The sequence below is a fragment of the Bradyrhizobium sp. genome (genome assembly GCF_036735945.1).
In the GTDB taxonomy this organism is placed as follows: Bacteria; Pseudomonadota; Alphaproteobacteria; order Rhizobiales; family Xanthobacteraceae; genus Bradyrhizobium.
On record NZ_DAINNI010000013.1, the window covers coordinates 16,761 to 31,275 of the forward strand.

Annotated in this window: 14 protein-coding genes; 7 read left to right on the top strand and 7 right to left on the bottom strand. The window is 63.7% G+C overall.

The genetic code is table 11. The features are described from left to right. Window positions 1–25 precede the first annotated feature (25 nt). Window positions 26–1,948: an FAD-binding monooxygenase gene (locus tag V7E26_RS07025; RefSeq protein WP_324414713.1), complete on the bottom strand. Its 1,923-nt coding sequence runs from the start codon at window positions 1,946–1,948 to the stop codon at window positions 26–28. A gap of 163 nt (window positions 1,949–2,111) precedes the next feature. Here V7E26_RS07025 and V7E26_RS07030 point away from each other — a divergent pair, with 163 nt between their 5' ends. Both V7E26_RS07030 and V7E26_RS07035 read left to right on the top strand, forming a co-directional pair. After that, the gene (locus V7E26_RS07030; protein WP_324414714.1) at window positions 2,112–2,579 is read left to right on the top strand and encodes a MarR family winged helix-turn-helix transcriptional regulator; all 468 of its coding nucleotides are present in this window, start codon (window positions 2,112–2,114) and stop codon (window positions 2,577–2,579) included. Between the two features lie 175 nt (window positions 2,580–2,754). Continuing rightward, window positions 2,755–3,087, top strand: coding sequence for a hypothetical protein (locus V7E26_RS07035; RefSeq protein WP_324414715.1), 333 nt, complete (start codon window positions 2,755–2,757; stop codon window positions 3,085–3,087). Window positions 3,088–3,323: 236 nt separating this feature from the next. Here the strand turns inward: V7E26_RS07035 and V7E26_RS07040 are convergent, their stop codons facing one another. Together V7E26_RS07040 and V7E26_RS07045 are read right to left on the bottom strand one after the other, a co-directional pair. Then, a complete protein-coding gene (locus tag V7E26_RS07040) occupies window positions 3,324–4,364 on the bottom strand; it encodes an alpha/beta hydrolase (protein ID WP_324414716.1) in 1,041 nt (346 codons plus the stop codon). A gap of 234 nt (window positions 4,365–4,598) precedes the next feature. Then, entirely contained in the window at window positions 4,599–4,955 is a 357-nt protein-coding gene (locus V7E26_RS07045) for a hypothetical protein (RefSeq protein ID WP_324414717.1), read from the bottom strand. 227 nt (window positions 4,956–5,182) lie between these two features. Here V7E26_RS07045 and V7E26_RS07050 point away from each other — a divergent pair, with 227 nt between their 5' ends. Beyond that, a complete protein-coding gene (locus V7E26_RS07050; RefSeq protein ID WP_324414718.1) occupies window positions 5,183–5,800 on the top strand; it encodes a ParB-like protein in 618 nt (205 codons plus the stop codon). Between the two features lie 8 nt (window positions 5,801–5,808). Here the strand turns inward: V7E26_RS07050 and V7E26_RS07055 are convergent, their stop codons facing one another. The 3 genes from V7E26_RS07055 to V7E26_RS07065 form a co-directional block, all read right to left on the bottom strand. Beyond that, window positions 5,809–6,291 (bottom strand): MgtC/SapB family protein, encoded by a 483-nt coding sequence (locus V7E26_RS07055; RefSeq protein ID WP_324414719.1) that lies wholly within the window; start codon window positions 6,289–6,291, stop codon window positions 5,809–5,811. Between the two features lie 21 nt (window positions 6,292–6,312). Beyond that, window positions 6,313–6,894 (bottom strand): peroxidase-related enzyme, encoded by a 582-nt coding sequence (locus tag V7E26_RS07060; protein ID WP_324414720.1) that lies wholly within the window; start codon window positions 6,892–6,894, stop codon window positions 6,313–6,315. A 109-nt stretch (window positions 6,895–7,003) separates the two neighbouring features. Next, a complete protein-coding gene (locus V7E26_RS07065; protein WP_324414721.1) occupies window positions 7,004–8,773 on the bottom strand; it encodes an ATP-binding protein in 1,770 nt (589 codons plus the stop codon). 604 nt (window positions 8,774–9,377) lie between these two features. Here V7E26_RS07065 and V7E26_RS07070 point away from each other — a divergent pair. Next, window positions 9,378–10,637 carry an MFS transporter gene (locus V7E26_RS07070; RefSeq protein ID WP_324414722.1) on the top strand — a complete coding sequence of 420 codons (1,260 nt, stop codon included), beginning with the start codon at window positions 9,378–9,380 and terminating at the stop codon, window positions 10,635–10,637. Between the two features lie 27 nt (window positions 10,638–10,664). Here the strand turns inward: V7E26_RS07070 and V7E26_RS07075 are convergent, their stop codons facing one another. Next, complete coding sequence (locus V7E26_RS07075; RefSeq protein ID WP_324414723.1) at window positions 10,665–11,642, bottom strand: tripartite tricarboxylate transporter substrate binding protein; 978 nt, start codon at window positions 11,640–11,642, stop codon at window positions 10,665–10,667. A gap of 171 nt (window positions 11,643–11,813) precedes the next feature. On the opposite strand from V7E26_RS07075, the gene V7E26_RS07080 reads away from it, so the two are divergent. The 3 genes from V7E26_RS07080 to V7E26_RS07090 are packed head-to-tail and all read left to right on the top strand — an operon-like array spanning window position 11,814 to window position 14,468. Continuing rightward, entirely contained in the window at window positions 11,814–12,539 is a 726-nt protein-coding gene (locus tag V7E26_RS07080; RefSeq protein WP_324414724.1) for a TetR/AcrR family transcriptional regulator, read from the top strand. 41 nt (window positions 12,540–12,580) lie between these two features. Further along, window positions 12,581–13,450, top strand: a complete 870-nt coding sequence (locus V7E26_RS07085; protein ID WP_324414725.1) for an amidohydrolase family protein — start codon at window positions 12,581–12,583, stop codon at window positions 13,448–13,450. Window positions 13,451–13,463: 13 nt separating this feature from the next. Further along, window positions 13,464–14,468 (top strand): Bug family tripartite tricarboxylate transporter substrate binding protein, encoded by a 1,005-nt coding sequence (locus V7E26_RS07090; RefSeq protein ID WP_324414726.1) that lies wholly within the window; start codon window positions 13,464–13,466, stop codon window positions 14,466–14,468. Window positions 14,469–14,515: the final 47 nt, after the last annotated feature.

Consider the following 14,515-nt stretch of genomic DNA (forward strand, 5'->3'; position numbering starts at 1 on the left):
GCGAAAAATGGCAGTTTCGGGGAGGCTACGGTGCCCGCAACATGAACCCATCGAAATACGCCGCAAGCTCGGCATGCGCATCGAGTGGCAGCACGTGCGCGACGTATTGATCCGGCCGCACCACGACCATGCAGCCTCTATCCCGATCGACCCCTCGCATCGCAAAGATGTCCCGGCCGCTCCTGAAATCAGGGCAGAACATCTTTTCGTAGTCGATCAGCCCGTAGCGTCCTTTGCGCGGGAGCAGGAGCGGGGGCATCGTCTCGATCGCGAGCGCGCTATGGGCCTGCTGGAACACGGCGCGGACGTCGATCACGGAATCGATGTCGCTGCCCGCGGGCGTGTGTCTCCTGACCGGCGATTGCGGGTTCTCGCTCAGGAACTCGCACAGCGAGTGAAGACGGCTGTCGGCTGCGGGATCGCCGGCACCGGCGAAGATGTAAAGGCGGAAGCAGCCGTCCGCCTTGGCGACATGGCCGAGGTGGACCGGCTTGGCGTCCGAGAGCCGGACGACCGGGGCGGAATGAAAGCGCGTGCCGAGCGCAAAACCTTTTGCAAGATGCTGGTGATCCGCTTCGGCGGTGAGGAGCGACGGACGGTAGTGCGTCGCCGTACCCGCGGTGTAGCGTCCGTGCCGGACAAAATAGCTTTGGGTCAGCGCGGCGTCGGCCGCCTTGTTGTCGCCCTTGGCGGAGGCCAGGATCTCGGCCCATTCGCGGTCGAAGTCGATCAGCTCCTTTGCGACCGCCTGCCGTTCCGCCGAGTAGCTGTGCAGGAGATGCGGCGCGCTGCGGCCGCGCAGCACGGCAGCCAGCTTCCAGCCGAGATTGAAGGCGTCCTGCATCGAGACATTCATGCCCTGGCCCGCCTTCGGGCTGTGGGTATGGCAGGCATCGCCCGCGATGAACACGCGGGGCAAGCGCGTCTCGACCTCTTCCGCCGGCACGTCGTCGAACTTGTCGGTCAGCCGCTGGCCGATCTCGTAGACCGACCACCAGGCGATCTCCTTCACGTCGAGCGCATAGGGATGAAGAATCCGCCGCGCCTTCGCGATCAGATCATCCGAGGTGATGTTGCGGCTGGCGACCCGTTCGCCGGCATCGAGATTGGTGAGCTCGACATAGAGGCGGACGAGATAGCCGCCCTCGCGCGGGATCACGAGGACGCTGCCGTCACGCGCCGACTGGATCAGCACCTTGAATCGGATGTCGGGAAAGTCGGTGACGGCAAGCACGTCCATCACGCCCCAGGCATGGTTGGCGGAATCGCCGCGCAGCTCGCGCCCGATCGACTTGCGCACCGTGCTGCGCGCGCCGTCGCAGCCGACCACATAGCGCGCCCTGACGGTCTCGACCTCGCCCTCGTGTCCGGCATCGAGCCGTTCGAGGCGCACGGTCACGGCGTGGTCCTCGAACCGCGCCGCCGGCGCGATCTCGAGGTCAATCAGCCGCCGCGAATAATACGGCTCGAGCTTCGCCGGCGATTTGCGCATCACGTCGAGATAGCCATCATGCACGCGCGCCTGGTTCAGGATCACATGCGGCATTTCCGACAGCCCGTCCTCGACGTCCTGCACCCGGCCGCTGCGCGCGATGTTGTCTGGCTTGTTCTCGTCCGGCTTCCAGAATGTCGTCTCGGTGATCCAGCACGCCTCCCTCAGCACGCGCTCGCTGAAGCCGAACGCCTGGAACATCTCCATGGTGCGGCAGGCGACGCCGTCGGCCTGGCCGAGCAACAGGCGGCTCGGCTTCTGCTCGACGATGCAGGTCCTGATGTCGGCAAACGCCGCAAGCTGCGCCGCCAGCGTCAGCCCGGCCGGTCCGCAGCCGACGATCAGGACGTCGACCTCCCTCGGCACCGCTCCGGACATGCCGGAGGGGAGGACGCGCTCGGCGGGGTCGGCGATGTCGGGCTCGCCGGGCTCGAATCCATTCAGATGAAACTGCATTGGTTCCTCCCGTCTTCTCGGCGCCCGCTATCTTCGCGGGCGCGGCCGTCATCACGGCGCCAGCCGCCGGCGCTCCGCTTGTATCGACGATATTGCTCAGTATGCTGATTATCAGTATACTTGTCAATTCCAGAGCTGCTTCTGTCCGACAGTGGAGCGATCGGTGAAAGATAACAATGAGATGCCCGGCCATCTGGCGCGCCGCTTCCAGCAGATCGCGGTGGCGGTATTCCTTGCCGAGGTCGGGGAGGCCGGGTTCGACCTCACGCCGGTGCAATACGCAGCGCTCGCTGCCGTGAAGATGAATCCAGGGATCGATCAGGTGACGCTCGCCGGCCTGATTGCCTATGACCGCACCACCATCACCGGCGTGGTTGATCGCCTGGTGCAGAAGGGCCTGCTGGCGCGCCAGGCCAGCCTCCGCGATCGCCGCGCCCGCGAACTGCAGATCACGGAGGCAGGCAAGCGAACGCTGCGCGCCGTCACGCCGGCCGTCGAAGCCGCCCAGTGCACCCTGCTGCGCGGCCTCACCGCCAGGGAGGGCGCGGAGCTGATGCGGCTATTGCGCAAGGCGATCGCCGCCGGCAACGAACTCAGCCGCGCGCCGCTGCGGGCGGCGGAGTTACGGTGAAGGATAAGAGTAGGGCTTAATACCCGCCAAGCGTAATCCGCCGCGGTTTTACGCTGCCGTCAATGTACCCTGCGCTTTGCTGGAAAGTTCTCTGCCATGGCGGAACGCACCCTGCTCGCTCTTCCTTTGCGGCAGAACACACGCATCCATTTTGCGCCCGTAATCGGGAAGCGCGATGTCCAAAGTCGAGTTGGACCGGGAGATACATCTTCTCGAAAGAAAACGCCGGCAGCTCGGACTGTTTTTGAAGCTTCGCACAGAAGTCATTAAAGTGCAGGCCAAAACGATTGCGGTTGCTGTCGATCTCGAAGATGCCTTGCATGCAACGGCGCAATCTGGCGGCGTCGATGATTTTGACCTCACTGCGCTGAAGCTGACCGAAATGATAAGTTTCGAAAAGGCTTGGGAATCGCTCGACCTTTTTCCTGGAAAGTGCATCGATCAGCTTGCGGATCTGGAAGTAAGCCTTGATTTTCTGGAGGCTCTTGCGACAAAAAGTATTGTGTGAGAGGAAAACAGGTTCCGACCGAGCTTGCTGCAATGCTCGAAGCGCTTGAGCAGCTCAGGGTCGATTGCAAGAGTTTGGTGAATGACCTCGACTCCGAGATCGAGAAACTGAAGCAAGCGTAGTCCGGACGAGCCAACGTATCGCATGAGTGCGCGTCCGATGACGAGCGGCGCGACGTCCAGCTCTTTAAGTCAAGCGATTCCGTAAGCCGCGTTGCTCAAGCTGATTACGCATCGTTACGGCTTCTTCCCCTCATCGAGAAACGCCTGCACCGCCTCGAACAGTTTTAGCCGGTTGCGCTCCATGATGATGGTGTGTGTGCCTTCGGCCAGCGCAACGTAGCGTTTGTCCGGCGAGTTCACCAGAAGCGGAAACAGCGCCTGCGCCATGTAGGGCGGGGTGTCGCGGTCCCATTCGGCGTGGACGAGCAAGGTCGGCACCGTGATCCTGGCGGGATCGTAATAGGGCTTGCCGGCGCCGAAGAATTCGGTGCTGTCCTGCACGACGCCGTTGGGGGCACGAAGGACCGGTGGGGTCATCGACATGCCGTCCGGATCGGTGGCGAAGGTTGCATCCGCCCATGCCTCGAACCAGCCGGCGGGGATGAGGCGGGCTTTCTTGTCTTCGGGCACGCCGGTGTACCAGCGCTCTTTGGCCTGATCGCGATTGACCATCCGGTAGGCGGCAAGCTTGCCGGGACCCGCCTGGACCAGCGAAGGTGTCTGCCGGATCCAGGACGGCGCGTAGAGCACGAGACGTTCGACCTTCGAGGCGTTCTGCGTGGTGTAGGTCGCCATCAACGTCGTGCCCCAGGACCAGCCGAGCAAATTGAGGCGCGGGATGTTGCGGTGCTTCAGGATGAAATCGACGGCGGTGCCGATGTCCTTGACCGCGGTCTGGCCGGTCACGACAGGCGGGTTGGCGTCGGCCTTCTCGGCCATTTCGCGCGGACGGGTGGATTTGCCGTAGCCGCGCAGGTCGAGGAGCCAGACATCATAGCCGCGCGAGGCGATGTACTCCATCCAGGACAGGCCATCGAGCTTGAGGTCGAACGCCGTCTCGGACGGATAGGTTGCGCCGTGGACATAGAGCACGGTCTGCTCCGGCCGGAACGAGGCCATGTCGGCCGGGCGCTTGTTGCGGACGTAGATATCGATGCCGGGGTCCGACGTCTTGACCATCATCTCTTCGGTCAACAGAGCCCTCGTCTGTGCCAGCGCCGGAGCGGACAGGAAGGTTGCGAGAAGAAAGCCCGTGGCCGCGATTGAAAGATTCAATGACGCCTCCCTGGTCTGTTTTGCTTGTTGTTCTGGTCCAGCGTAGCGGGATGCGACCTCATTTCAAAGGACGAATCGGATTGCAAATCTCGGACGCATATCACTGCGCGAGAATAGACATGTCGCTATCTCCGCTGTCATTGCGAGCGCAGCGAAGCAATCCATCTATCCCCGAGCCGAGATGTGGATTGCTTCGCTGCGCTCGCAACGACGGGGATGAGCCGCGGCGTATAGCTACCCCTGCGGGGTCACCGAAATCCGGGCGCAGTCGCGGCGGCCCATCAGGACGCAGTCCTGGGTCTTGCGGAGATCGGCGATGCTCACGGCGAGCCAGATGCCGATTGCGGTGAGCGCCACCGTGAAGGCGAAGGCTGCGACATTGGCGAGCATGCGGTGACGGAAATCGTCACCCTCGTCGCGCGGCTGCTCGTAGCGCGACAGATCGCTGGCGGCGGCTGTCCTGGATGCCTTGCCGGGCGTGTTGGCCAGACCGGACTCGTCCCGCCTGGCTGGCGGATGGTCGGAGGTGCGCGGCCGGAACTTGAGCACGACGTGCTCATCGTCCGAAATGATAGGCCGCTCGGTTTTCACTGCTGCCGGTCCGCGAGAAATCCTGCATCGTTCATAGCACGGCGCCCGCGCTTCCAACATGAAATGTTTTGGCGTGGCAGCCACCCATCCAGGCAGCGGAACCTGACATCGACCGGGCGGTGATCGGTCTTCCCTGCCGTTCGGAGGCTGGCATCATCACGGCAGTGTGAATCGCCGGGGCAATTTTGGCGGTTAGAGCAATCAGGATCGATCTGGAGGGGCAAGCCATGACCAATACGCGCGACCCGATCCTCAAACCGATCCCGATCCTGTCATTGCGTCCGACCCAGATGACGGTCGGCCTGCGGGAGGTGAAAGAAAAGCGCCAGCGCTGGCGGGAGCAGAAGTCGGACAAGAAGCGCGCCAAACTCCTCGGCACGCACATGATTCCTGTCGTGCTCGGGCCGGACGGGCACCATTACATCGTCGACCATCATCATCTGGCGCGTGCGCTGCATGATGAGGGCGTCGAGAATGTGCTGGTGACAGCCATCGGCGATCTCACCATGGTCGAACGCGACGCGTTCTGGACCGTGATGGATCACAAGCGATGGGCCTATCCCTACGACGCCAAGGGCGAGCGTCGGCACTACAGGGATCTTCCGAAGTCGGTGTCCGGGCTGAAGGATGATCCGTTCCGCAGTCTCGCCGGGGAATTGCGCCGCATCGGCGGCTTTGCCAAGGACGTCACCCCGTTCAGCGAATTCCTGTGGGCGGATTACCTGCGCCGGAAGATCTCGCGCAAAAGCGTGGAGGGCGACTTCTCCAAGGCGATGGAGAAGGCGCTCGACTTTGCCAGGAGCAAGGACGCGGTCTATCTGCCGGGCTGGAGCGGACCAGATTAGATGGCGTGTCAGGTCGGTAATTGGTCCGACGGAGTTTGCCGCGGGGCCTCGTCCTCGCCGCCGAGTTTTTGGTGCAGCCAGCGTTCCGTCCGGCCGCCAATGGTCAGGATCGCAAAGGTGATGACCAATGCGACGGTGACCAATCGCCATTGTCCGAGGCCGCAGACAATTCCGATGCATGCTGCGAGCCAGGTGCAGGCGGCGCTGGTGAGCCCGCGAACCCTGAAATGTCTTCCGGAATGGACGATGACGCCGGCGCCAAGAAAGCCGATCCCGGTCAGGACTCCCTGCATCACGCGGCTGCCGGCATCCGACACGATCCTGGCTTCGTCCGAATGGACCGGCACCATCAGCATGGCCGTGGCAAGGCTGACCAGCCCCAGCGTCTTCAATCCGATCGGCTTGCCGTGCAGGTCGCGGTTGAGGCCGATCAAGGCGCCGGCCAGCGTGGCCGCCCCGAGACGCAGTATGATTTCGGTCCAGTCCGGCAAATGTGGCAACTCCCCGTCGGCTCAGCCCTGCTTGGGCAGCCGGCCCATCATGTAGAACTCGTCGTTGGGGCGCATCGCGGTGATGTTGGCCAGCCGGTTTGACAGTGCAAAAAACGCCGCGATCGCCGCGATGTCCCAGATGTCGTCGTCGGAAAAGCCGTGGCCGGCGATTTCGGCCAGATCGGCTTCCGAGACCTCGTTCGCCGACCGGCTCACCTTCATGGCGAAGTCGAGCATGGCGCGCTGCCGCGGCGTGATGTCGGCCTTGCGGTAGTTGACGGCGATCTGATCGGCGATCTGCGGGTTCTTGGCCCGGATGCGCAGGATCGCGCCGTGGGCGATCACGCAATAATGGCACTGGTTGGCGGCTGACGTCGCCACCACGATCATCTCGCGCTCGGCCTTGGTCAGTCCGCTGTCCTTCTCCATCAGCGCGTCGTGATAGGCAAAGAAGGCGCGAAACTCATCGGGACGGTAGGCCAGTGTCAGGAACACGTTCGGCACGAAGCCGGACTTCTCCTGCACCGCGAGGATCCGGCTTCGGATGTCCTCCGGCAGCTTGTCGATGGCGGGCGGCTGAAATCTGGTGGCGGGCTTGCTCATGGAAGGTTTCCGGCTGGAGCCGCATGGCGGCGTTGCCGGAAGCATACATCCTATGCCGGCGAAGTGGATACCGCCTCGCGCGAAGAATTTGCGCGAGGCCGCGCCACCCTCAGCGCAGCGGCTTTTTCAGCAGCGAGAAGCGGTCGGGATCGAGCCCCATCGAGGGCTGCAGCATCGGCGCTTCCACCGGCGTCATGAGGCGGGCGGCCGCCGGACGGTCGCTGCCGCCGCCGGGATCGCTCGGCACATCGCGGTTGGAGGTGGCGCCGCGCCAGCGGTCCAGCACGGCCGAGACGAAGTGCATGTCATGGCCCGCCGCGACCGACGGCACCGAGGCGATGGTGGCCTCGCTGCGCGGCAGCTGGTGGACCGGAACCTCCTTGAAGCGCAGCCGCGTCGGCAGCGCCACGCCTTCGCCGAAGGCCAGCACTTCGCGGGTACCGAGCGAAGGCACGAACGACAGCAGGTTGGCGGCAGCGTCGGAGACCGCCGAGCGCAACAGCGCCTGGTCGCGCTCGTTGGCGAGGCGCATCGCAAACAGCGTGTTGCACTGGGAAATGATGGTGGCGTCGAGTTCGGCCGGACGCTGGGTCACGAGACCGAGGAAGACGCCGTATTTGCGGCCCTCCTTGGCGATGCGCGAGACGGCTTTCCGGGTCGGGCCGAAACCGATGTTGCGGTCGGCCGAGGCGTAGCGGTGCGCCTCCTCGCAGACGAACAGCAGCGGCGAGACGCCGTCGCTCCACAGCCCGAAATCGAACGCCATGCGGCACAGCACCGACACCACGGAATCGACGACTTCGGCGGGAAAGCCGGCGAGCTGCATGATGGTCATCGGCCGGCCGTTGGCCGGCAGGCGGAACAGATGGCTGACCACTTCCGCCATGGTGTCGCCGCCGACATTGGCGTTGTCGAACATGAAGGCGTAGCGCGGATCGTTGCGCACGGTTTCGATGCGCGAGATCAGCTTGTGGTAGATGATGCGCGAGGAACGGTTTTCCAGCTTGCCCATCCGCTCGTCGATCAGCGAGATCAAATCGACGAGGCGGTACGGCACCGGCGTATCGACGGTGTAGCCGCCCGACCTGGGGTCCATGCGCTTGAGCCCGATCCGGTCGGAGTTCTGGTACTGGGTGTAGATGCCCTTCGCCATCGGGATGATTTCGGAGAGAACGTCCAGCTCTTCAGGAACGCCCGGACGGCCGCCGAACAGGACGTCGACGATTTCCTCGAAATTGAACAGCCAGAACGGAAGTTTCAGATTGCGCGGGTTGAGCACCAGCGCGCGGTCGCCGAAGCAGCGGCCATATTCGTTGTGCACGTCGAGCAGGAAGACCCGCAGGTTCGGCCGCGCCTGCAGGATCTCGTTGAGCAGCAGCGATACGCTGGTCGACTTGCCGACGCCGGTCGAGCCCAGCACCGCGAAGTGCTTGGAGAGCATTTCCTCGACGTCGACATAGGCGATGACGGAGCGGTCTTGCTGCAAATTGCCGATGTTGATCTGGTCCGAACCGCTTGGCGCGTAGACAGTGCGCAGGTCCTGGGCGGTGATCAGATCGACGGCATCCCCGATGGTCGGGTAGTTGGTTACGCCGCGCTGAAATTTGGCACGCTCCCCGCCGGAAATCTCTCCGAGCAGGTCGACCGAGGCGGTTGCGATGTATTCATCCGAGCTCAATTGGTGCTCGCACGTCACCTCGGTGATCATCGCAACGATGGTCGTGGTCGTCGCGCAACGGATACTGATGAAGCGGCCGACGGTGGCACGAAGATCGGAGACGGGCATCTCGCCCGGCGCCAGAATTCCGACCCGGGCGAGGGAGCCGCGCACGGAAATCACACGTCCGAAGGATGTCACGGTATTGAACCTGGATATCATGAATTGGTGTCTGACCTCCATTATGGGCGGCCCCAACTAGCGAAACGGTTAAACAGACGAGGTTTCGTATCGGCTAAATCTGCGACATCTCGGTCAGGATTCGTTTTTACGACGGAGCTCGCTCGACGTCGCCGAATTCAAGTTGTGCAGGAAAACAAGGGCTTTCCTGCATTTTCGGTCTCGCGCGACCGCGGTGCAGAATTAATCATTCATTTACCATCCCGGACGAGAGGCCCGGGCGGAGCACCATGTCCCGGTAACTTCTTGATTTGGGATCGCGGATCGGAGCCGGCAGGTCTGCGCGGTAACCGATTGCTAACCTCAAGTTGTAACGCGCCTTCCATCAGTGCTGCACCGCGCTGCCAGCGACACGACGACGGCGGAAGGCGTCAGAGGAATTTGCTGCACATTCTCGGCTGCACCGAGATGCAGGGCGATCTGTTCAGCCCGGCGGTGCCCGCCGCCGAGGTGCGGCGGCTGCTGTTGACGCATCGCGGCCGTGCGGTGTCGGCTGCTTGAAACGCCGGCCACGGCTTGCTATCGACAGAGCAGGAAAAAACAAGAACAGGGCAGGGTGGATCGCGATGAATCGCGACAACGCATCTTGAGCGAACTAGCGCGATCTTCCGCGCTCGCACCATTTCAGGTCAGGAATTACCGTTTTCAGTGGCCGGCCGATCTGCTCACCTCGTGGGCGTTCGAGATGGAGACGTTGATTCTCGGCTGGTACGTGCTGGTCGAGACCGGCTCGGTGCTGTTGCTCACGCTGTTCGCCTCGCTCGGCTATGTCGGTACGCTGGTAGCGCCGATGTTCGGCGTCGCCGGCGACCGGATCGGTCATCGCGATCTGCTGGCGATGATGCGCGCGATCTATGCGGTGCTGGCGGGCGTGCTGATGACGCTGGCGTTGTCGGGCTACCTCGCGCCGGTCTACGTCTTCATGGTCGCCGCCGTGATGGGCATCGTGCGGCCCTCCGATCTCGGCGTGCGCGGCGCGCTGGTCGCGACCATCATGCCGCACGGCCAGCTGATCGGCGCGATCAGCATCTCGCGCACCACGATGGACACCGCGCGCATCGCCGGCGCGCTGAGCGGCGCCGGCCTGTTCGCCTCGCTGGGAATGGGGCCGGCCTATGTCGCGATCGTCTGCCTCTATCTTGTCGCGACCGCGCTGACGCTGTGCATTGTCGCGCCGAAAAAGCCGAATGCGGCGGGGGAGGCCGCCGGCGAGGCGCTGCGGCGTTCGCCGCTGCGCGACCTCAAGGAGGGGGTTGCCTATTGCTGGACCACGCCGCGGATGCAGGCCGCGCTCTGGGTGGCGTTCCTGGCCAACCTGACCGCCTATCCGCTCACCAACGGCCTGTTGCCCTATATCGCCAGGACCATCTACGGCACCAACCAGACCGGGCTTGGCTATCTGTCGGCGAGCTTTGCCATCGGCTCGCTGGCCGGCTCGATCGTGCTGAGCCTGATCCGCGATATCAGGGTGGCGCGGCTGATGATCGCGGCAACCGTGGTCTGGTATGTGACGCTGCTGGTGTTTGCGCAGATGCAGACGGTGCAAACGGCGATCCTGTGCCTCGTCGTGGCCGGCTTCTCGCAAAGCCTTGCCATGATCTCGATTGCCGTGATCCTGATGCGGACGTCGAGCGAGAATTTCCGCGGCCGGGTGATGGGCGTGCGCATGATGGTGATCTACGGCCTGCCGATCGGCCTGCTCGCCGCCGGCAGCCTGATCGACGAGATCGGATTTCCGGCGACTGGCACGCTGTATGCGGCCGCCGGTCTCGCGCTTATGCTGGCGATCGTGCTGCACTGGCGCGCCGATCTCTGGCACGTGCACGCGCCGGCGAACGCGCGGTGATCCCGCCGCGCCGCCGGCTCGGCCGTCTCATTGCATCTTGATATTCGCCTCCTTCAGCACCGGCTCCCACTTCGCCGCTTCAGCCCGCATGAAGGCGTCAAAATCCTTGGGCGAATTGCCGACCGGCGTGGCGCCCATCTTGTCGAGCGCGCTGACAACCACCGGATCCTTCAGCGCCGCGGCGAGGTCGGCGTGGATCCTGGCGACCAGGTCGGGCGCCATGCCCGCAGGTCCGAGAAAGCCCCACCAGACCGAGGCGTCATAGCCGGGGATGCCGGCTTCGGCGACGGTCGGAACGTCGGGCAACGCCTTCGAGCGCTGGGCGGTCGTCACGGCAAGCGCGCGCACTGCATTGCCTTCGAGTTGGCCGACCACTTCGGGCAGCGGGTTGACGCTGACGGGAATCTCGCCGGCGATCACGGCTGTAAGCGCCGGGGCTCCGCCCTTGTACGGGATCGACTGTATCTTGACCTTGGCCATGTAGTTGAGGAGTTCGCCCGCGAGATGCGCCGAGGTGCCATTGCCGGACATGCCGTAGGACAATGAATCCGGCTTCTCGCGCGCGGTCGCCAGCAACTCCTGCAAATTCTTCACCGGGCTGCTCTTGGAGACCACGATCGCGAGCGGCGAGTAGGCGATCTCGCTGATGGCGGTGAAATCCTTGAATGTGTCGTAGGGCAGTTTTGGATAGAAGAACTGGTTCAGCGGATGGCCGCTGGCGACCAGGATCAGCGTGTAGCCGTCCGGTGCGGATTGCGTGAGCGCCTGCGAGGCGATGATCCCGCCGGCGCCGGGACGGTTTTCGATCACCGGCTGCTGGCCCCAGGTCTTCGACAGCGATTGGGCGAGCGTGCGCGCCAGCACGTCGACCGCACCGCCGGCCGCATAAGGCACCAGGATACGCACGGGCTTGCTCGGGAAGGAGTCCGCATAAGCGGTCGTGCCGGCCAGCGAAAATAAGGTGGCTGCAAGCGTGCAGCGGATGAATGCTCTGCGGGGGATCATGAGAAGCGGTCCTCTTGTGTTGGCAGTATCATCCGAAAAACATCCGCGCATCCGGCGGCTCCCTGTCATCGCGGCCCGGTCTCCATGGCGGGGTCGCCTCACCAGATGTTTGTTGACTGGGCCTGATATTTTGTACAAACGTACAAAAGCCGAGAGCGGAAAGCAAATGCCATGACGCGAAATCCCAACATGCGGGAAGCCATCCTGAGCGCGGCGGAACTGCTGTTCTCGACGCGCGGCTTCAACGCCGTGTCGATCCGCGACATCGCGCTGGAGGCAGGCGCCAATCCGGGCAGCATCACCTATCATTTCAAGAGCAAGGACGGCCTGCTGCTCGAAATCTACAAGCGCCACTGCGGGCCGATGAACCGGCGCCGTATCGAACTGCTGTTGGCGGCAAGTCGCGTCCGCGACGTTCAGGACCGGCTGGAAGCGATCGTGCGCGCCTATGTGCAGCCGGCGTTTTCGTCGAGCAGCGATCTTGCCGGGGGCGGGGCGCGGTTCACACGGCTGCGCGCCGTGATGTCGGCCGAAGGCAATGCCGTGGTCGGCCGCATCATTGCGGAAATCTTTGACGACACCACCAACGCCTTCATCGAGGCGATCGAGCAAAGCCTGCCGCATCTGCCGCGAACGACGATCGTGTGGCGATCGCAATTCCTGCTTGGCGCTCTCTATTATACGCTCGTCAATCCGGAGCGGGTGACGCGGCTTTCCCGTGGCGAAGCCGACGGCGGCGACATGGCTGAAGCGATCGAGCAGATCGTATCGGCGACGGTTGCCTCGTTGCAGGCACCCGACATCGATCACATCGACGATGCGCCGCGCCGGAACAAGCCGGTCCAGACACGCGCCAACGCCGCAGTGCGGAAGCAAAAAGAAAATCCGGCCGACTAGCTGTCGCCGAAATCAGCAAGGTCAAACACCGAAAAGGCGCCATGTACCAGCCGACAATTCCAGGACCCGATCCCGATACGCGAACGCCAAGATTCAAGTTGCCCCCGCTGGCCTGTGACGCGCATACCCATATCTTCGGTCCCGGCGACAAATATCCCTACGCGCACGGGCGGCCCTATACGCCACCCGACGCGCCGCTCGAGGATTTCCGGGCGCTGCACCGGAAACTTGGGATCGGCCGCGCGGTCATCGTCAATGCCAGCGTGCACGGCACCGACAACCGGGTGGCGCTCGATGCTATTGCCGTGAGCGGCGGGACGTTTCGCGCCGTCGCCAATATCGACGACGCCATCACCGAGCGTGGCCTGCGCGAATTGCACGACGGCGGCTTTCGCGGCTGCCGCTTCAATTTCGTGCGGCACCTCGGCGGCGTGCCCGACATGCGCGTGTTCCACCGCATCGTGGCGATGGTTTCTCCGCTCGGCTGGCACGTCGATCTGCATTTCGATGCGATCGATCTGCCTGACTATGCCGAGATGCTGGCGAAATTGCCGGTGCGCTACACCATCGACCATATGGGCCGCGTCAAGGCATCTGACGGTCTCGACCAGCTTCCGTTCCGGACGCTGATTGACCTGATGCAGCGCGATGAGAAATGCTGGGTCAAGGTGTGCGGCTGCGAGCGGGTGTCGTCGGCCGGACCGCCGTTCCACGACGCGGTGCCCTTTGCGCGCCGCATCGTCGAGACCGCGCCGGATCGCGTGATCTGGGGAACCGACTGGCCGCACCCGAACGTCAAGGTGATGCCGAACGATGGCGATCTGGTCGATATCATTCCGCTGTTTGCGCCGGAGGCGGAACTGCAGCAGAAGATCCTGGTCGACAATCCGGCCCGGCTGTTCGAATTCTGAAGGGGCGCGTGCAATGCTGGACCAATGCGAGCGAAACCGCCTGAGCCGGCGCCGCGCGTCGCTTGCGGCGGTGGCTGCGCTGTTCGCGGCACTATTCCTGCCGCAAATGGCCGGCGCGCAAAACTACCCGAACAGGCCGGTGCGGCTGATCCTTCCCTTCGGCGCGGGCGGGGTGGCCGACGTCACCGCGCGGCTTGTGACCGAAAGGCTCGGCGAAAAGCTCGGCCAGCGCTTCGTCATCGAGAACATGCCGGGCGCCGGCGGCACCAATGCCGCGCGCGCGGTGCTGTCCTCACCGGCGGACGGCTATACGCTGGCGCTGTTCAGCAACGGCACCGCGATTTCCGTTTCGCTGTTCAAGAACCTCGGCTTCAATCCGGTTTCCGATTTCGTTCCGGTCTCGAGCATGGGGTATTTCGACTTCATCTTCGTCACCCAGGCCAGCGCGCAATATCCAACGCTGGCGGAGTTCATCAAGGTGGCGAAGCAGAAGCCCGGCGCGCTCAATGTCGGGACCATCAATGTCGGCTCGACCCAGAACCTTGCGGCGCAATTGTTCAAATCGACCGCCGGCGTCGACGTCACCATCGTGCCGTTTCGCAGTTCGCCCGATGTGCTGATCGCGCTGCTGCGCGGCGATATCCAGTTGGCGATCGAAAACTACAGCACGGTGCAGTCGCATGTCGCCGACAAGGCAGCGATTGCGGTTGCTTCGTCAGGCCCGGTGCGCACCACGTTCCTGCCCGAATTGCCGACGGTGAAGGAGGCGGGCGGCGGTGATTTCGAGGCGCGGTCCTGGAACGCGATCTTCGCGCCGAAGGGTACGCCGCCGGAAGTCATCAAGACGCTGAACGCCGCGCTGCGCGAGGTGCTCGAGGCGCCTGACATGAAGAAGCGTGCGCTCGATCTCGGCATCGAGGCGAAGGCGAGTTCGCCCGAGGAAATCCTCGAGCGCCTGAAGAGCGATATCGACAAATGGGCGTCAGTGATCGACCGCGCAGGAATTGCCAAACAATAGCCGCGCGGCCGGTGCGGCCGGCCACGTGCAGCAAACGGAGGACTCCC